Annotated in this window: 15 protein-coding genes, 2 tRNA genes and 1 pseudogene; 3 read left to right on the top strand and 15 right to left on the bottom strand. The window is 68.1% G+C overall.

The window, feature by feature from the left end:
• Positions 1-23: 23 nt before the first annotated feature.
• The 3 genes and pseudogenes from CKW34_RS00185 to CKW34_RS00175 form a co-directional block, all read right to left on the bottom strand.
• A complete protein-coding gene (locus CKW34_RS00185) occupies positions 24-1199 on the bottom strand; it encodes a Dyp-type peroxidase (protein ID WP_059381965.1) in 1176 nt (391 codons plus the stop codon).
• Positions 1192-1697 (bottom strand): annotated as a pseudogene (locus CKW34_RS00180) (copper chaperone PCu(A)C). The gene CKW34_RS00185 and the pseudogene CKW34_RS00180 overlap by 8 nt, the downstream one beginning before the upstream one ends.
• A gap of 74 nt (positions 1698-1771) precedes the next feature.
• Entirely contained in the window at positions 1772-2275 is a 504-nt protein-coding gene (locus CKW34_RS00175; RefSeq protein WP_059381964.1) for a hypothetical protein, read from the bottom strand.
• Positions 2276-2420: 145 nt separating this feature from the next.
• On the opposite strand from CKW34_RS00175, the gene CKW34_RS00170 reads away from it, so the two are divergent.
• From CKW34_RS00170 to CKW34_RS00160, 3 genes are read left to right on the top strand one after another with little or no spacing between them, the layout of a single operon-like run.
• Positions 2421-3551, top strand: coding sequence for an ABC transporter permease (locus tag CKW34_RS00170; protein WP_059381963.1), 1131 nt, complete (start codon positions 2421-2423; stop codon positions 3549-3551).
• The gene (locus tag CKW34_RS00165) at positions 3548-4228 is read left to right on the top strand and encodes an ABC transporter ATP-binding protein (RefSeq protein ID WP_059381962.1); all 681 of its coding nucleotides are present in this window, start codon (positions 3548-3550) and stop codon (positions 4226-4228) included. Before CKW34_RS00170 ends, CKW34_RS00165 begins: the two co-directional genes overlap by 4 nt.
• Before the next feature lie 31 nt (positions 4229-4259).
• A complete protein-coding gene (locus CKW34_RS00160) occupies positions 4260-4832 on the top strand; it encodes a TetR/AcrR family transcriptional regulator (RefSeq protein ID WP_059381961.1) in 573 nt (190 codons plus the stop codon).
• Positions 4833-4868: 36 nt separating this feature from the next.
• On the opposite strand, the gene CKW34_RS00155 is transcribed toward CKW34_RS00160, so the two are convergent.
• From CKW34_RS00155 to CKW34_RS00100, 12 genes are all read right to left on the bottom strand, one after another.
• Complete coding sequence (locus CKW34_RS00155; RefSeq protein ID WP_059381960.1) at positions 4869-5306, bottom strand: class I SAM-dependent methyltransferase; 438 nt, start codon at positions 5304-5306, stop codon at positions 4869-4871.
• A gap of 99 nt (positions 5307-5405) precedes the next feature.
• A tRNA-Ala gene (locus tag CKW34_RS00150) sits at positions 5406-5478 on the bottom strand.
• A gap of 137 nt (positions 5479-5615) precedes the next feature.
• A tRNA-Ile gene (locus CKW34_RS00145) sits at positions 5616-5689 on the bottom strand.
• 75 nt (positions 5690-5764) lie between these two features.
• Entirely contained in the window at positions 5765-7033 is a 1269-nt protein-coding gene (locus tag CKW34_RS00140) for a DUF3566 domain-containing protein (RefSeq protein WP_059381959.1), read from the bottom strand.
• The gene (gene gyrA / locus CKW34_RS00135; protein WP_059381958.1) at positions 7034-9538 is read right to left on the bottom strand and encodes a DNA gyrase subunit A; all 2505 of its coding nucleotides are present in this window, start codon (positions 9536-9538) and stop codon (positions 7034-7036) included.
• A 148-nt stretch (positions 9539-9686) separates the two neighbouring features.
• Positions 9687-10487 (bottom strand): MHYT domain-containing protein, encoded by an 801-nt coding sequence (locus CKW34_RS00130; RefSeq protein WP_059381957.1) that lies wholly within the window; start codon positions 10485-10487, stop codon positions 9687-9689.
• A 166-nt stretch (positions 10488-10653) separates the two neighbouring features.
• Positions 10654-11493, bottom strand: a complete 840-nt coding sequence (locus CKW34_RS00125) for an MHYT domain-containing protein (protein WP_059381988.1) — start codon at positions 11491-11493, stop codon at positions 10654-10656.
• 146 nt (positions 11494-11639) lie between these two features.
• Entirely contained in the window at positions 11640-12452 is an 813-nt protein-coding gene (locus CKW34_RS00120; protein WP_059381956.1) for an MHYT domain-containing protein, read from the bottom strand.
• On the bottom strand, positions 12452-13006 hold the full coding sequence (locus CKW34_RS00115; RefSeq protein ID WP_016691076.1) for a GTP-binding protein: 555 nt from the start codon (positions 13004-13006) through the stop codon (positions 12452-12454). Before CKW34_RS00115 ends, CKW34_RS00120 begins: the two co-directional genes overlap by 1 nt.
• Before the next feature lie 13 nt (positions 13007-13019).
• Positions 13020-13394 (bottom strand): DUF742 domain-containing protein, encoded by a 375-nt coding sequence (locus CKW34_RS00110; protein WP_006550918.1) that lies wholly within the window; start codon positions 13392-13394, stop codon positions 13020-13022.
• Between the two features lie 13 nt (positions 13395-13407).
• Entirely contained in the window at positions 13408-13824 is a 417-nt protein-coding gene (locus CKW34_RS00105; protein WP_006550917.1) for a roadblock/LC7 domain-containing protein, read from the bottom strand.
• Positions 13821-17480 carry an ATP-binding protein gene (locus CKW34_RS00100; protein ID WP_064059883.1) on the bottom strand — a complete coding sequence of 1220 codons (3660 nt, stop codon included), beginning with the start codon at positions 17478-17480 and terminating at the stop codon, positions 13821-13823. The genes CKW34_RS00105 and CKW34_RS00100 overlap by 4 nt, the downstream gene beginning before the upstream one ends.
• Positions 17481-17736 lie beyond the last annotated feature (256 nt).

Here is a 17736-nt window from a genome sequence, read left to right as displayed (position 1 = left end):
TCCACATCCGTCGCGGACTTGTCTCAGACACCCAGCAGGACGTCGCCGGGATACCCGTCGGGACCGAAGCCCGGCGGAAGGAGGAAGACGGCCGACCCGATCGGGGTGATCCACGGATTCAGCGCGTCGTGCTCGGCGAGGCGCTGCTGCACCGGGACGAACTGACGCTCCACGTCCACCTGGTAGGCGGCGAACAGCAGCCCGACGCCGTCCTGGTCGTCGTAGTTGTACCCCCGTCGCAGGAACTGCTCGTCGCCGGTGCGGGGACGTGCCCGCGCGACGTGCGATTCCGGTGGGATCACCGGGATGCCGAACCGGTCGGTGGCCTCGAAATCGGCGTCGTCGTATTCCTCCGAACCCGTCAGGGGAGCACCGTTCGACAGTCGCCGGCCGACCGCGAGCTCGCGAGCCGGACGGTCCAGCTCGTCCCACGTGTCGAGTTCCATGCGGATCCGGCGCAGCACCAGCGAGGTACCGCCGGCCATCCACGGCGGGTCGCCCGGATTCCACACCTGCCGGTCGAAGTCCGGGCTGTGCGGGACGGGATTGACGGTGCCGTCGACCTGACCCATGAGGTTGCGCATCGTCGTCCCGTCGGGCCGCGTGCCGGCCGCACGCCGGAATCCGCGCTGGATCCAGCGGACCGTCGCCAGCGAGCGCACACTCCTGGTGAGTGTGCGCACCGCGTGCGAGACGGTCACCGGGTCGTCGGCGCAGACCTGCAACAGCAGGTCGCCGCCCGACCATCGTTCCTCGAGCCGGTCGATCGGGAAGGCCGGCAGCGGCTTCAGCCACGCCGGCCGCAGATCGGTCAGACCAGCGGCGTCGAAGACCGCGGGACCGTAGCCGACGGTGACCGTCAGCCGGGCCGGGTCGACGGCGAGTTCGGGTTCGGTGTCGCCCAGCGCGGGCATGCCGGTGGTGAGGCGCCGGGCGTCCTCGGCCCACACCCGCATGATCCCGACGAGCCCGTCACGATCGATACCGTCGGCGAGGTCCAGTGCCACGAACGACGCGAACGACTGCGCGGAGGTGTCGATACCGGCCTGATGAGCGCCGTGGATCTCCACGGTCCGCGCGCCGATCGGTTCGGGGATGCGGGACGCGACCGCCGTCCCGCCACCGACCGCGCCGAGTCCCGCGGCACCCAGTGCGGCGACACCGCCACCGAGCAGAGCGCGTCGGGTGAACCTAGCCATCGTGCGCCGCTCCGTCGGCCGGCACGTATTCCTCCTGCGCTCCGGCGAAGTCGCGGACCTGGGCGGTGAACTCCTCGGTGGAACCGTCCGCGAACTCGAGCGTGAAGCTCACCGTGCTGCCGGGCCTCAGGGGTTCGGCGAGGTCCATGAGCATGAGGTGATCACCGCCGGGAGCGAGGGTGTGGGTGGTCCCGGCAGGAACGACGAGCCCGTCGCCCATCTCCTGCATGACCATCGAGGTGCCCTCCGCAGACACCATTTCGTGCAGTTCGGTGGAGGCGGACGAGGGGCTGGACGCGCCCACGATGTGCACGTCGTCGCTTCCGGTGTTCTCGATCTCGGCGAAGGCTCCGGTCATCCCGGTGTCGGAGGCCTTCACCCAGGCATCGCGACGACGACGGCATCCGCCGAGGTCGTGGTGGTCTCGGATCCGCAGGCGGTCGCGAACAGTGCGGTGGCGACGGCGACGCTCGCGGTGCAGAGCAGGGTCTTCTTCATGATTCTCCGTGGATCGGTGGCGGCATACGGGCACGCCGAACGAACGGTCGTCGGGAGACGACCGAATGAGGGATCTAACGGAGAACTGCGGGTGGCCCGCGACTTCCCACCCCACCGACGAGCAGGACCCCCGGGCCCACGCGGGGCCGGTGGGCGATGCGGGTGGGCTCCACGACGGCCACGGGCAGCGCGCGGAACAGCTCGGGGACCATCCGGTGCAGGGCCGCGAGCGCCACCTCGCAGCCCTTCTCGGCGCCGCGCAGGAGCAGAGCCGCCACGGCGACCGCGGCGACGTGGGCGACGAGCATCCCGGCTGTCGGGGTGTGCAGATGGCCGTCGTGCAGTCCGAGCACGAGGTGCCCTGTCACCTGAGCGAGGACGAGGAGCAGCGGCACCGGAAGGCGGGTCTCCGCGGCGAGCAGACCGGAGGCGACAGCCGAACCGGCGAGGAGCACCAGCACGTCCTGATGCGGCACGGCGCCGCCCGCGACTGCGTGCGCGGCGGTGCTCAGGGTGACCGAGATTGCGCCCACGAAGACCGCGCGCATGCGCCTCACGGTCTCCACGTCGACGGCCATGGGGTCAGAATACTTCCCTCACCTGCAATTACTACCTAATGTAGTAACCGTCACGTAAAGATGCCGACAGCATGTCGGTAAGATATCGACGTGCCGTCGAGAAGATCGGGGGTACCTGTCCGGTCCAGCCCACGAAGGACTCCACATGTTTCTTGCCATGCGCGAACTATGGTTTGCGCGCACCCGCTTTCTGTTGATGGGCGCGGTCGTCGCGCTCATCTCGATCCTCATGGTCATCCTGTCCGGCCTGTCGTCCGGTCTCGTCGTCGACGGTGTCTCCGCCCTGCAGCGCACACCGGTCCAGGCGTTCGCCTTCGCCGAGGGGACCAAGACCGACTCCGCGTTCTCCCGATCCGTGGTCACGGAGGACCAGGCCGACGCCTGGCGTGCCCGCCCGGACGTCGCCCGGGCCGAACTGTTCGGCAACACCATCGTCAACGCGAAGACCGACGGTGGAACCCCCGTCGACCTCACCCTCTTCGGCATCCGGCCGGGCTCGTTCCTCGAACCCTCGGTCGCCGAGGGGACACCGATCGGCGGTGACACCGACGTCGTCCTCAGCGACAGCGCCCGCGCCACCGGTGTCGAACTCGGCGACACCATCGTCGTCGACCGTCTCGGTACCCGGCTGAACGTCGTCGGATTCACCTCCGACAAGCGCACCTTCGGACACGTCGACGTCGCCTACCTGCCCCTGAACACCTGGCAGGAGATCCACGCCGGCGTCCGGCTCGGTGAGCAGGTCCCCCCGAGCGCGTACACCGAAGCCAGCGTGATCGCGATCGAGGGCGTCGACGGAGCACTGCCCGACCTCGCCGCCGGCGACGCAGAGGCCGGTACGGCCGCGAAGACCCTCGAGGAATCGTTCGACGCCTCCCCCGGCTACAGCGCCGAGATGATGACGATGTCGATGATCATCGCGTTCCTCTACGCGATCTCCGCCCTCGTCGTCGGAGCGTTCTTCACGATCTGGACGGTGCAGCGCAGCCGTGAGATCGCCGTGCTCCGCGCGATGGGCGCCTCCACCGGCTTCCTCCTGCGCGACTCGCTCCTGCAGGCTGTGATCGTGCTCGTCGGCTCCGTGGCCGTCGGCGTGCTCATCGGCCTCGGTCTCGGATCGGGCCTCGAAGGCAGCGGTATGCCGTTCGTCCTCGAGACCGGGCCGATCGTGCAGGGCGCCGTCCTGCTCGTCGTCCTCGGCCTCGTCGGCGCCGCGCTCGCCGTGGCCCGCATCGTCCGCGTCGACCCGCTCGCAGCACTGGGAGAGAACCGATGACCGTCACCACCACCACAGGTCTGAGCCTGGCCGACGTCTGCCTGTCCTTCGGCGACGGTGACAGCACGGTCCACGCCCTCGACCACGTCGATCTGGACGTCGCCCCCGGTGAACTCGTCGCGATCGTCGGCCCGTCCGGCGCCGGCAAGTCGAGCCTGCTGGCGGTCGCGGGCGGCCTGAGCCGACCCACCTCCGGCGCCGTGAAGGTCGACGGGATCGAACTGACCGAACTCGACCGGAAGGCCACCACGAAGCTGCGGCGCGAACGCATCGGTTTCGTGTTCCAGTCCGGCAACCTCCTCCCTGCCCTCACGGCGCGTGATCAACTGCTCCTCGTCGAGAAGATCACCGGACGGCCCGGGCGGAATCCCGCCGAACTGCTCGCCTCGGTGGGCATGGAGCACCGCGCCGACCGTCGGCCGGGTCAGCTCTCGGGTGGTGAGCGTCAGCGGGTCGGCATCGCCCGTGCCCTGATGGCCGAACCGTCGCTGCTGCTCGTCGACGAACCCACCGCGGCGCTGGATCGCAAACGCAGCCACGAGGTCGTCGAACTGCTGGCACGCGAAACCCACACCAGTGGGGTGGCTACGATCATGGTCACCCACGACCACGAAGTCCTGCGGCACTGCGACCGCGTATTGGAAATGGTCGACGGAAGACTTCGACCACACGACTGAGAAGTCGACAGCTGAACGAGGAGGGCCGGCGGTGCCGAAGATTTCCGCAGCGACGGTCGCGGAGCATCGCGCCGCGCAGCGCCGTGCCCTCCTCGACGCAGCACTCGAACTCCTCGCCGAGACGCCGGAACAGGCGCCTTCTCTCGGCGACGTAGCCCGCCGTGCCGGTCTGGCACGGTCGAGCGTCTACAACTATTTCGATTCCCGCGACGACCTGCTGCACGCAGTCGTCGTCGATCTGTTCCCCCGCTGGAACAAACGCGTGGTCGAGGCGATGGACGAGGTCTCCGATCCGACCGAGCGGGTGCTGATGTACATCGACGTCAATCTGCAACTGGTCGCCGAGGGGGAACACGCGATCGTCGGTGCTCTCGCCACCTTCACACCGCAGGCGTTCAGCGACGAGAGCATGCACGCGATGCACCAGGATCTGGTCCTCCCACTTCTCGAGGCGCTGCGCGCCCGGGGAGTCGCAGACCCCGAACTCGACGCCGAACTCGTCACAGCTCTCGTGCACAAGGGCACGGAACTGATCGAATCCGGCCGCGGGCTCGACGAGGTGCGCACCTCGATCCGCAGGGTCCTCACCACCGCGCTGTCCTGATGTTTCACGTGAAACGGACCGTCGATTCGGGACCGTTCACGATCGCCTCGGAATCGGAAGCTCCCTGAGCGGGTCACCACCGTCGACGAACAGGCGCGCCTGCGGCCGTGTCGCCACCGCAATCCGCCTCAGAGCGGCCCTGCCGGCTTCGGGATGCCGACCATCGAGTGCACCCACCCTGATCGCGAAGACGAGGTCGAACAGCTCCTCGTCCTCCTCCACGACGAAGTCCTCGACGGCCACGCAGCGCGCACTCAGCCGTCCCGACGCGATGAGGTCGCCCGACGAGACGATCAGTCGATCGATCGCCGCCCGGGAGCGGTCGATGGCGAGGATGTGCCCGGTGGTCAGCCGTTCGGCGACGGCTCGCGCTGCAGCACCGGGACCGCACCCGATCTCCAGCACCCGCAGGTGCGGCTCCAGCGGCAGCGCGGCGACGATTCCGGCGAGTCGTGGAGAGAGGCGGGCGGTCACCCTTCGAGTGTGGAATGTGGGCACACAGTGTGGTGCAGCAACAGAGAAAGGGCGCTTCCGAAGGATCGGAAACGCCCTCTAACCGTATTCATGTGATTGTGGAGCCTAGGAGATTCGAACTCCTGACATCTGCCTTGCAAAGGCAGCGCTCTACCAACTGAGCTAAGGCCCCGTCCGCCGCATCAGCGGCTGGGAACCGCGTGCCATTCGTCTTCGCTCCGAAGCATGCGAGCGATTCCGAGAACGATCAGAATCCCGGTTCCCACAAGCGCGAGAACCCTCATTCCGATCATCCTTCCGGCACGGGAGTGGGCCTAGGAGGACTTGAACCTCCGACCTCTTCGTTATCAGCGAAGCGCTCTAACCGCCTGAGCTATAGGCCCTCGAACCGAGATGGAACACTACCCCACCGGGGCCGCCGGAAACAAATCGCCTCGGCGGGGCAGTGTTCCTGCAGGTCAATCCGGGTCTGCGAGGGTGGCCTGGACACCGCCCACGAGATCGGTGCAGAGGTTGTAGATGAACGCACCGAGGGTCGCGAGAGCCGTCAGCAACACCGTGTTGGCGATGCCGATGATCGTCGCGTAGCCGAACACCTGGCCGGCCGAGACGAGCGCACCGCTACCGGCGTCGGAGACGATGTCGGTGAACGCACTGTTGAGGCGTTCCCACACCCCCATGCCGGCCAGCACGCCGTAGAGCAGGCCGACCGCGATCATCCACACGAAGAACAGCGACACCGAGATCACCGACGAGATCTTCAACATCGACCAGGGGTCGATGCGGCGGATCTGCACGGTGGCCCGCAGCGGTCCGGCAGCGGGGCTCGCCGTGGGAACGGCGGTGGTGCTGGGAGCACTCACCTGCGGGGTCTCCCCCGTGCTCGGCGAGCCGGGCGACGGATGCTTCACCGCGGACAGATCCGGCAGATCCTTGGCGAGATCCTTGCGCTCGATGTGCCGCGTCGGGCCGTCGATGACCGCGGACTTCGCCTTCGCCGCAGCAGCCCGGTCGCCCGCTCCGCGCGCGGAGTCTCCGCCACCGGCCGGGCGAGCTCCTCCGGCGGCCTTGGGAGCCGCTGTGCCGGTCACGACGGGACGCGTCGACGGCGCCGGGCCTCCGGTCTCGGAACCCTTGGCCGAGGCCGCAGCGGGACGCTGAGGCGTGCCCCCCTGCTTCGACAGACCCGGACCCACACCCGGAACGTTCGTCTGCGGAGCGTTCTGCGGAGAGCCCGACTGCGCCGACGCCGCTCCCCGCTGCCAGGGAGGGGTCGGGCCGCCGGAGCGGGGCATCTGAGCGGTGCGCTGCTGTCCGGTGGCCGGCTGATCGGCCGCAGCCGACCGTCCGTTCCCACCGTCGGCCGAGGCACCGCCGGACTTCGGAGCGTCGCCCCGAGCAGGCTTGTCCTGCGCCGCCTTCGCCGTCGGCTCGGCGGCCTTCTGCCCGGCTGCCGGCGTCCGGTCGGCCGAACCCTGCGCGGGTGCCGGATCCGCTGCAGCTCCCGCCGCGGGAGCGGACGAGCCCTGCGCCGGTGTCCCAGGAGCCTGCGAAGGCTGTGTCGGGGACGACTGCGACGGCCGGTTCTCCGGCGCCGGTTTCTGCTCCGAGGCCGGGCCCTGCTGCGTGCCCTTGTTCTCGGGCTTCACCTCGTTCTCTGTACGGTCCTCCGGCTTCCGACCGGGTTGCCCGCGATCGGCCCCGTTCGGTCCCTGGGGAGTGCTCACTTACGACTCCTTAGCTCCGGCTGCGTCGGCTTCGTCCGGCTCGTCGGCGTTGCGCGCGATCGCGAGCAATGTATCGCCCTCGGCCAGGTTCATGAGCCGCACGCCCTTGGTCTGACGGCCTGCCTTGCGCACCTGCTTCGCCGCAGTGCGGATGACACCGCCGCTCGAGGTGATGGCGTACAACTCGTCGTCGTCCTCGACGATGCGCGCCCCGACCAGGTTGCCACGCTTGCGGTCGTACTGGATGGTCAGAACACCCTTACCGCCGCGGCCCTGGACCGGGTAGTCCTCCATCGGGGTGCGCTTGGCGTAACCACCCGAGGTAGCGACCAGCAGGTAGGTGCCCTCCTTGACGACGTTGAGCGAGAGCAGCTTGTCCTCGCCGTTGAACCGCATGCCCTGCACACCGGAGGTCGCGCGGCCCATCGGACGCAGCGCCTCGTCGGTGGCCGAGAAGCGGATCGACTGGCCCTGCTGCGAGACGAGGAGCAGATCGTCCTCGGCGGAGCACAGCACCGCGCCGACGAGCTCGTCGTCGCCACGCAGGTTGATCGCGACGATGCCGCCCGAACGGTTGGAGTCGAAGTCCGACAGGCGCGACTTCTTGACCAGGCCGTTGCGGGTCGCGAGCACCAGATACGGCGCATCCTCGTAGGTCTTGAGGCGGATGACGCCCTGGATGCGCTCGTCGGGCTGGAAGGCCAGCAGGTTCGCGACGTGCTGACCGCGGGCCGTGCGGTTCGCCTCGGGCAGCTCGTACGCCTTCGCGCGGTAGACGCGGCCCTTCGTGGTGAAGAACAGCAGCCAGTCGTGCGTGGACGTCACGAAGAAGTGCTTGACGATGTCGTCCTGCTTGAGCTCGGCACCCTTGACGCCCTTGCCGCCGCGCTTCTGCGAGCGGTACAGGTCGGTACGCGTGCGCTTGGCGTAGCCGGTCTCGGTGATCGTGACGACGACGTCCTCGCGTGCGATGAGGTCCTCGTCGTTGACGTCGCCGTCGGCCGCGACGATCCGCGTACGACGCTCGTCGCCGTACTTGTCGACGATCTCCTTCAGCTCGTCGCGGACGATGGCACGCTGCCGCTCGGGGCGGGCCAGGATGTCCTTGTAGTCCTCGATCTCGCGCTCGATCTCGGCGAGGTCGTCGACGATCTTCTGCCGTTCGAGAGCGGCGAGGCGACGCAGCTGCATCGCCAGGATCGCGTCGGCCTGGATCTCGTCGACCGTGAGCAGCTCGATCAGGCCGGCACGCGCGATGTCGACGGTCTGCGACGCGCGGATGAGCGCGATGACCTCGTCGAGCGCGTCGAGGGCCTTGACCAGGCCGCGCAGGATGTGGGCGCGTTCCTCGGCCTTGCGCAGCAGGTACCGCGTACGCCGGACGATGACCTCGATCTGGTGGTTGACGTACAACCGGATCATCTGGTCGAGGCGCAGCGTGCGCGGCACCCCGTCGACGATCGACAGCATGTTGCAGCCGAAACTCGTCTGCAGCTGCGTGTGCTTGTAGAGGTTGTTGAGAACCACCTTGGCCACCGCGTCGCGGCGGACGGTGACGACGATGCGCATGCCGACGCGGTCGGACGACTCGTCGTGGATGTCGGAGATGCCCGCGATCTTGCCGTCGCGGACCTGCTCGGCGATCGACGTGATGAGGTTGTCCGGGTTGACCATGTAGGGCAGCTCGGTGATGACGATGCTGGTGCGGCCCTTGGCATCCTCTTCGATCTCCACGACACCGCGCATCTTCACCGATCCGCGACCGGTGGTGTAGGCATCGTGGATGCCCTGCGATCCGGTGATCAGGCCGGAGGTCGGGAAGTCCGGTCCCTTGATCCGCTCCATCACGGCGGCGAGGGTGGTCTCCTCGTCGGCCTCGAAGTTCTCGAGCGCCCAGTAGATGGCCTCCGCCACCTCGCCGAGATTGTGCGGCGGGATGTTGGTGGCCATACCGACCGCGATACCGCCCGAACCGTTGATCAACAGGTTGGGGATACGGCTGGGGAGAACCGTCGGCTCCTGCGTGCGGCCGTCGTAGTTCGGCTGGAAATCGACCGTCTCGTGGTCGATCTCCCGCAGCATCTCCATCGCGAGCGGCGTGAGCCGGCACTCGGTGTACCGCATGGCGGCGGCGCCGTCGTTGCCGCGGGAACCGAAGTTGCCCTGGCCGTCGACGAGCGGATAGCGCATCGACCACGGCTGTGCCAGACGCACGAGCGTGTCGTAGATCGACGCGTCGCCGTGCGGGTGGTAGTTGCCCATGGTCTCGGCGACCGCGCGCGCCGACTTCACGTACCCGCGGTCGGGGCGGAAGCCGTTGTCGAACATCGCGTAGAGCACGCGACGGTGCACCGGTTTGAGACCGTCACGCACGTCGGGCAGAGCACGGCCCACGATCACGCTCATCGCGTAATCGATGTAGCTGCTCTGCATCTCCTGCTGGATGTCGACGGGCTCGATGCGGTCGTGCCCCGGCCCCTCCGGAGGCAACGTGGTGTCGGTCATGAGCTCCTTCTTCTACTCGGCTCGCACGCCCGGCTCCGGCCTTCGGCCCGACGGACGTCTCGCAACCACACGAGTCTATAGGTGCAGGTCAGCCGATGCCGAGAAGGACAGGCACTTCACAGCCCGAGATCTGTCCGGAACCGAGCTCTCACATGTGGGATCCGGTGACCGGGTCGCGGTCGACCTGCCGTTCCACCCCCGATGCCCACTGCTCGAGCCGGGCGTCGCGCACGGCGTCCTCCGGGTTGGAGGCGAGTAGCAACGCGGTGATCGGCACGGCCAGGACGATGATGCCGAGGACGAACGCCGGGAACAGCAACGACATCACGGTCATGCCTTCCGGGGCGGGCATGCTCGGATCAAGGGTGACCCGCACGCCGGCCATGCCGGTGTAGTGCAGCGCCACGACCGCGCATCCCATGACGAAGGCCGCGACGACGCGGATCTCGAGACGACGCGCGCGGCGGGCCAGCGCGAGTGCGGCCGTGGAGGCGACGACACCGATGATCACCGAGGCGATCACGTACCCCGTCTCGTGTTCGATCGTGCCCCGGATGCGGATGGCGTACATGCCGCTGTAGTGCATCATGCTGACGGCGGCGCCCATCAGCAGCCCGCCGACGAGCAACCGCACCGATTCGGGAATGCGGTGCTTGCTGACATCGTGTACGTCGGCTATCCGCAGGCCCACGAGAGTCGCGACGACGGCGAGTACGACGGAGAAGACCGTCGGTGCCAGTTCGTACCGGATGGTCGTCCCCGGCACGGAGAAGCCCATCATGCCGATGAAGTGCATGAGCCAGATGCCCACACCGCCGATGGACAACGACGCCATGAGGAGCCACCAGTTGCCGCTGCGCCGCGGTTCTTCGAGCGACCGCCGGACGCACGACAATCCGACGAAGGAGCCCATCACGGCGGTGGTGTAGGAGAGGAAGAATACCCACATCCCCATGGAGAAATGGTGTACGTCGTGCGACACGTGAGGTCCTCGTAGCGGCGCGCTATCACCACCGCGCTCGGTGGGCGCGCGCCACGACCTACCCGATGCGAGCTGCACCCCGATTCTCCAGCAGCGTAAGAGACCTTATCGCACTGTGGGCGTTCACATCACATCACCGTTTCACATGTCGCCCGTGAGGACGGGAGGCCGTCTCGGCTCCGCCCCCGCCGAACCAGGTCGCCACCTCCCGCTCCTGCTCGAGGTCCTGGGTGCTCGCCGATGCCATCAGGGCCACGACCGGCACCGCGAGCAACGTGACACCGATGATGAAACCGGGAAACAGCAGGGTCATGATGGTCATCCCCTCCGGATGCGGAGCGGACGGATCGACGGTCACCGCGATCCCGGCCATGCCCGTGTAGTGCAGTGCCACCACGGCGCATCCCATGACGGCGGCGGCCGGGATCCGTACAGCGGGCCGTTCCGCGACCCGCGACAGCCACAACGCGACGATCGACGCGACGACACCGATCGCCACGGACGCCGTGACGTACGACCTCCCCTGCTCGAGTTCGCCCTGGATCCGCACCGCGGCCATGCCGCTGTAGTGCATGCCGGCGACGGCGAACCCCATGATCACGCCACCGACGAGGAGTCGGATATCCGACGGCAACGCGCGGATCCACTGCGCGTCGGTGTCGAGGATCCGCAATCCGAACAGGGTGGCCGCCACGGCGAGTGCGACGGACAGCAGCGTCAGCCCGAGGTCGTAACGGATGGTCGAGCCGGGTACGTCGAAGCCCATCATGCCGATGAAGTGCATCAACCAGATTCCGACGCCGCCGATGGACAGCGCCGCCATGAGTGTCCATCGGGTCCTGGCGACCGACGTCCACGCGTTCGCAGCCTTGCGCGCGCAGGACAGCCCGGCATAGCACCCGACCGCGGACGTGATGTAGGCGAGAGCGAAAAGCCAACCGCCCATGGAGAAATGGTGAACCTCGTGCGACATGTTGCCCCCCAGGAAGCGGCACGCACGGCGCATCGGGCCGTGTCGTGCCGAGTAGACCGACAGCGACCCCCGACGCTGCACAGAAGGCTACTCCACTTCCGGGATTTCAACCAGATATGTTGAGTGACAACAAATTAGGGCGAATTTCAGTAGATCCGACCGTCGACGGGCTCTTCCGGACCGTCCGCCGCCCATCGCTCGGATTCCGCTTCCAGTTCCGCCGCAAGACGATCCGGGGCCTGGAGCACCAGAACGATCGGGACGGCCAGCAGCAGCAGGCCGACGACGAAGAGCGGGAAGAGAATCGAGAAGACCTCGATCCCACCGGAGACCACCACGGCGGGGTCGATCTCCACACGAACCGACGCGGCGGCGAGGAAGTGCACCGCGATCACGGCGGCACCGGCCAACGCGCTGCTCAGCAGGCGCTTGGGCCACGTGTCCGCGGTCTTCACCTGGGCCAGGAAGCCCACGGCCGTCACGATCGCCAGTCCCACCGCTGCGGCGACCCAGAGGGGATCGAAGGTCAGCGAGCCCTGGATCCGCACCGATGCGAGGACCGAGAACGGCACGCCCGCCAGGCCGGCGCCCAGCACGAGAGCACCCGTGACCGTCCGGCCGAGGGTGGCGGGACCGTTGTTCGGAATCGCGACGAGCAACGCCACGTACACCGACACCAGCGCGACGAGCATCGAGAACACGATGGTGACGGTGTCGAACCGCACCACGCTGTCCTCGACGTTGAAGCCTGCCATCGGAAGGAACATGGCGAGCCAGACACCCACGCCGCCACTCACCAGAGCAGCGAGAATCATCCAGTACGAACGCAATCGATCACTGGAGGTGGTGCGGACCCGTCGAGCACCGGTGACACCGACGAACACCCCGATCGCCGAGGTCAGATAGGCCAGGACCGTGACCCACGAGCCCATCGTGAAGAGTTCGAGGCCCTCCCCCATTACTGGGTCACCGGCTGGTGCAGCTTCCGCAGGGCGTATTCGGTGACGGTGACCAGAGCCTGCTTCGCCGACTCACGGGCGCGCGCGTCGATCGACACGATCGGCACGTCCGCCGAGATCGCCATCGCCTGACGGATGTCCTCGAGCGGGTACCGGGGCGCATCGTCGAATTCGTTGATGGCAACGATGAACGGGAGATTGCGCGCCTCGAAGAAGTCGACAGCGGCGAAGCTCTCGTCCAGGCGACGCGTATCGATCAGCACGATCGCACCGATGGCGCCGCGGATCAGGTCGTCCCACATGAACCAGAAGCGGTGCTGTCCGGGCGTACCGAACAGATAGAGGACGAGGTCGTCGGCCAGACTGATACGGCCGAAGTCCATGGCGACCGTGGTGGTCGCCTTCTGCGGTGTCGCAGAGAGGTTGTCGACGCCGTCGCTGGCGTTCGTCACGAGCGCCTCGGTGCGAAGCGGCACGATTTCCGACACCGCCCCGACCAGAGTCGTCTTGCCGACGCCGAAGCCTCCGGCGATCACGATCTTGGTCGAGGTCACGCGCTTCGTGGCGTTAGAGTTCGCGAAGTCCACTGAGGACCCTTTCAATCAGCTCACGACGCTCCGCGTCGCTCGAATCGTCTTTCAGCGTGGCCAGGATCTGTACGTGTCCGGCTTCGACGAGATCGGCGACGAGCACGCGTGCCACGCCGATCGGCACCCCCACGCGCGCGGCGATCTCCGCGACGGAGGGTGATTCCTTGCACAGCTCCAGGATCGTGGCGTTGATGTTGTCCAGATCCCGGGACCGATCGTCGGTTCCCGGAATGGCCTGGATGAGCGCCTCCAACGCCAGTTCGACCGCAGGACTCGTACGTCCCGAAGTCAGGGAGTAGGGCCGGACCAGACTGGGCTGGTCCGGCACCGACTCCGGCTTCCGCGATTCCATGGCCACCTCGACGTCAGGACCCTAGACCGACCCGCGGGGTGGCTTCGACCGAAGCACCCACTCGATCGACCAGGAGCGCCATCTCGTAACCGACCTGTCCAATGTCGCACTCGGAGGCGGTCAGAGCCGCCAGGTGCGAGCCGTCGCCGACGCTCATCAGCAGCAGGTATCCGTGCTGCATCTCCACGACGGACTGCAGCACACCCCCGCCGTCGAACAGCTGCGACACACCGTTGGACAGGCTCGCCAGACCCGAGGTCACCGCAGCGAGCTGCTCGGCACGATCCACCGGGAGGTGGGCGCTGGCGGCCATGAGCAGACCGTCGGCGGACACGAGCACGGCATGCGAGACACCCGGGACTTCGCGCGCGAAGTTGGAAACCAACCAGTCCAATGGACGAGCTGCGTCGGATCCATGATCAATATTCATCGAACTCCCTGTTCGTCGTTCTCGCGATTGCTGGTATTCGCCGAGGCGCGCCCGTTGCGGACACCCTGCTGATGGCGGCTCAAGTTGGCCCGGATGGCTTCCGGGTCTCGACGTCGAATGGTCTTCGGCAACTCACCCGTTGCCGGCGCCCGAACGGCACCCGGCACCAGGCGTTCGCCGGGAGCGCGCCGCGGAAGACCCGCGGTGGTGTGCTCCTCCACGGGGGCCTCGGTAGCACGCTGTGCGGCTTCCCAACCCGCGTCCGCTGCGGAGCGCCACTCCCGCTTCCTGCGGTCCTCCGGAAGGCTCGTCGGGTCGACGAGCCAGTCCGACATCATCGTGGTGAAGATCGGGGTGTTCGCCGGCTGCGGACGGGACGACGCGAGGTCGGACCGCGGCTGGAAGAACGATGCCGTCTTCGCCGAGTTGGTCCGGTAACGATGCCGTGCCGCCTGCTGCGCGTCGCTGTGCGGCGAGACGGAGCCGCCGTCGGCGATGCTCGGACCGGAAGCCGCTGCGGCCGAATCGGGTTCGGAACCGTTGGTCGACGCAGCGGGTCGCTGCGGAAGCCCGGGCGTGCTGCCCGGCTGACGACGCGGCAGACCGGGTGTGCTGCCCGGACGACGCTGCGGGAGACCCGGCGAGGGTTCCTGCTGCCGACGGTCCGCGGCCTGCGCGGGTGCACGCTGCGGCTCCTGCGCGGGTGCACGCTGTGGCAGGTCGGGACGGTTCGGTGCGTCCGGTCGGCCCGCGGAGTCGCCACCTGCGAGCGGTCCCGCCACCGGCTGCTGCTGCGGCCGGTTCTGCGGAACGGACGGAGACGATCCGGCAGCCCGCCCCGGCAGGCCGGGAGTTGCGCCCGGACGGCGCTGCGGAAGACCGGGGGACGCGGGGCGCTGCGGCGGCGCGGGTGCGCGATGCGCCGAACCCTGCTGGGCGTCCCGTCCCTGCGGCTGGTCCTGCCGGGTGTCGCGGGAAGGTGCGGAGTCCGTCGGCGGCAGACCCGGCGTGGCACCGGGACGACGCTGCGGAAGACCCGAAAGACCTTCCCGGCGAGCCTGGTCGGCGTCGGGTCGCGGCCCGGCGCCGTTACGACCGTCGCCGTTGCGCCCGTCTCCGTTGCGCCCGTCGAACGAGTGACCGTTGGTCTCGTCCGGCCCGCGACGAGGACCGCGCGGAGGCAACGACGACGCGAAGGCTGCTGCGGCATCCGGTTCGATCCGGCGCGGCTGCGGCGACCGGGGCGGAGTCGGGAGACCCGGCGTCTCGCCCGGCTGACGCGTGGGCAGACCCGGAGTCCCACCGGGGCGACGCTGAGGGAGACCCGACGGTCCGAACTCGCGGGTTGCCGGCGGTGCCTGGTTGTCGCGCGGCGACGGTGCCTGGTTGTCGCGCGGCGACGGTGCCTGCGGGTCGCGCTGCGGCGGTCCCTGAGGCTCGCGGGGCGGCGGTGCCTGGAACGACGACGCGGACCGAGAGAACTCGTCGGATCCTGCTTCGCGCTGCGGCTCGTCGCGTCGCTCGTCGTCGTAGGACGGCTCCGCATCCCATGCAGCGGAAGCACTCTCGTCGACACCGTCGGCGTAGCCGTCGGTCGCGTAGCCGTTGTCGGCGTAGGCATCCTCGGACTCGTCCGCACGGACGTCGTCGGCGGAGTCGGCCTGCTGTGACGTCGCGTATTCGTGCTGTTCGTCGCCCGCGGGCAGACCCTGCTGTGCGACGGGCGCCGAGAGCGCCGGCGGTGCCGAGTACTCCTCCGCCTCGATCTCGATGCGAGTCTGAGGACCGGTGTGCGACAACGCCAACGGGGAGACCAGCAGGACGTCCGGGATGTGGACGCTCGCGGTGATACCCGGGTTGCGTGCGGTGTCGAAGGTCGGGCGCAGACGCACGGTGAGACCGTGCCGTTCGGCCAGTCGCGAGACCACGAACAGACCCATGTGGCGTGCGGTGTCGGGACCGACCTCGCCACCCTTGGAGAGACGCTGGTTGATGGACTCGAGTTCGTCGGCCGGGATACCGATACCGCGGTCGGCGATCTCGACGAGCAGGCCGCCGTCGACGGCACGCGCGAAACTGAAGGTGACGTTGCTGTCGGGCGGCGACGCGCGCAGCGAGTTGTCGACCAGCTCGGCGAGAAGGTGCACGATGTCGGTCGCGACCGCGCCGCTGAGGGCACCGTCGGGAGTCGAACCGATCTGCACACGCTGGTAGTCCTCGACCTCCGACATCGCGGCGCGCAGGATGTCGCCGAGCTGCACGGGCGCGGAGTGGCCGCGGCGCATGCGGGTACCGGAGAGAATCAGCAGGTTGTCGCCGTTCCGGCGCATACGCGCGGCGAGGTGGTCGAGGCGGAACAGGCTCTCGAGTCGGGTCGGATCCTTCTCCTCGTACTCGAGTCGTTCGATGAGGCCGAGCTGCTGCTCGACGAGCGACTTGGAGCGACGTGCGAGCGTCTCGAACATGTCGCTGATCTGGAGGCGGAGGTGCGCCTGCTCGCCGGCGAGGCGCAGTGCCTGCCCGTGCATGTCGTCGACAGCGCGGGCGAGCTGACCGATCTCCTCGGTGGTGTGCACCGGGACCCGGGTGAACTCGATGTCCTCGATGTTGTCGCCGACCTTGATGCGGTCGATGGCCTCGGGCAGCTCCTGCCGCGCGACCTTCAGCGTGCCGTAACGCAGGCGGCGGATCGGGCCGACCAGCGAGCGGGACACGAGCAGTGCGAGCACGAGCGCCGCGAGCAGAGCTGCGAGCACGATCGCGGTATCGCGGAGAGCGACCGAGCGGGTTTCCGCGGCGCGGTCCTGAATCGTGGTGCTGACCTGCGCCGACGCCTCGTCGATGATGGTGCCGTAGATGTCGACACTGTTGAGCAGCGACGCGCGGATGTTGAGGATCGGGAGCGGACCGGAACCGGCCGCGTCGACCATGTCGGCACGTTCCTGGACGCCGGCCCGCAGTTCGGCGATCTGCTGATCGGCCATCGGGTAGGAGCGGGCGAGCAGGTCGAGCATCGCGAGCTCGGCGCCGGAGGCGGACACCAGCGCGGTGCCCGGCTGGTTCGGGTCGGCGAGGAGCTGGAGCACACCGAGCACCTGGCCGAACAGGTAACGCTGCGAATACCAGGCGTTGATCAGCTGGTCGCCGTAGATGAGGATCTCGCGGTCCTCGACCTCGTCGAGGATCGCTTCGACGATGCGGTTCAGGCTGTCACGAACCTCGTTGGTGACGGCGCTGATCTCTTCGACCGGAACCGGTCCGGCCTGCAGCTTCGTGTAGAGCGACTGCGCGGAGGCAGCAGTACGGCTCAGGTCGGCGGTGACCGCCGGATCGAGTTCGGGGTTCTCCGTGACCGAGGCGATGGTGCCGAAGGCGTCGCCGAGCGCCGCCATCTCCTCGGGAGTCACCGTCCCGGCGGCGGCACTCGCGGTGGCGGTCGCGAACGCCGTCGAAAACTCGACGATGTCCGGCACGGCCGCGACCTGGTCGGCCGCGGACGAGAAGTGGACGGCGTTGCTGAGCTCGTTCTCGACACGAAGACCACCGAGGACCATTGCCACGGTCACGGGGACAGCGAGAACGGCGGTGACCTTCCTGCGAAGACCCCACCCCTCGATGTTCCACCACCGCTGCTGGGGCGGCGACTTGTCACTCATGGATTACAGCTCTCCTTCCACCCCGTCCGCGCCGGGCGACGAGCACCAGTCGGCACTGCACTCCGATGAGCGCGTTTTCGATCGAGTGCAGTCGAACGAGACGTTTCGGGTGAGGGCACCATATCGGGACATACAGCGGATACGGAAGAGTGAGTCCTTCCCGCACCCCCGCGCTGCCCCGGCCCCCTCTTCGGCAGCCACGCGGACAGATGGCCGAATGGAGTGTACTCACGAGTAACGAAGAAGGCTAACGGCC

The sequence above is a fragment of the Rhodococcus rhodochrous genome (genome assembly GCF_900187265.1).
In the GTDB taxonomy this organism is placed as follows: domain Bacteria; phylum Actinomycetota; class Actinomycetes; order Mycobacteriales; family Mycobacteriaceae; genus Rhodococcus; species Rhodococcus rhodochrous.
This window is presented reverse-complemented; position numbering and strand designations above follow the sequence as displayed.

Coding starts and splice junctions, on each gene's coding strand:
- CKW34_RS00170 (WP_059381963.1), top strand. CDS start 2,421: ATGTTTCTTGCCATGCGCGAACTATGGTTTGCGCGCACCCGCTTTCTG.
- gyrA (WP_059381958.1), bottom strand. CDS start 9,538: ATGACCGACACCACGTTGCCTCCGGAGGGGCCGGGGCACGACCGCATC.
- CKW34_RS00185 (WP_059381965.1), bottom strand. CDS start 1,199: ATGGCTAGGTTCACCCGACGCGCTCTGCTCGGTGGCGGTGTCGCCGCA.
- CKW34_RS00125 (WP_059381988.1), bottom strand. CDS start 11,493: ATGTCGCACGAGGTTCACCATTTCTCCATGGGCGGTTGGCTTTTCGCT.
- CKW34_RS00120 (WP_059381956.1), bottom strand. CDS start 12,452: ATGGGGGAGGGCCTCGAACTCTTCACGATGGGCTCGTGGGTCACGGTC.
- CKW34_RS00105 (WP_006550917.1), bottom strand. CDS start 13,824: ATGAATATTGATCATGGATCCGACGCAGCTCGTCCATTGGACTGGTTG.
- CKW34_RS00175 (WP_059381964.1), bottom strand. CDS start 2,275: ATGGCCGTCGACGTGGAGACCGTGAGGCGCATGCGCGCGGTCTTCGTG.
- CKW34_RS00110 (WP_006550918.1), bottom strand. CDS start 13,394: ATGGAATCGCGGAAGCCGGAGTCGGTGCCGGACCAGCCCAGTCTGGTC.
- CKW34_RS00100 (WP_064059883.1), bottom strand. CDS start 17,480: ATGAGTGACAAGTCGCCGCCCCAGCAGCGGTGGTGGAACATCGAGGGG.
- CKW34_RS00130 (WP_059381957.1), bottom strand. CDS start 10,487: ATGTGGGTATTCTTCCTCTCCTACACCACCGCCGTGATGGGCTCCTTC.
- CKW34_RS00165 (WP_059381962.1), top strand. CDS start 3,548: ATGACCGTCACCACCACCACAGGTCTGAGCCTGGCCGACGTCTGCCTG.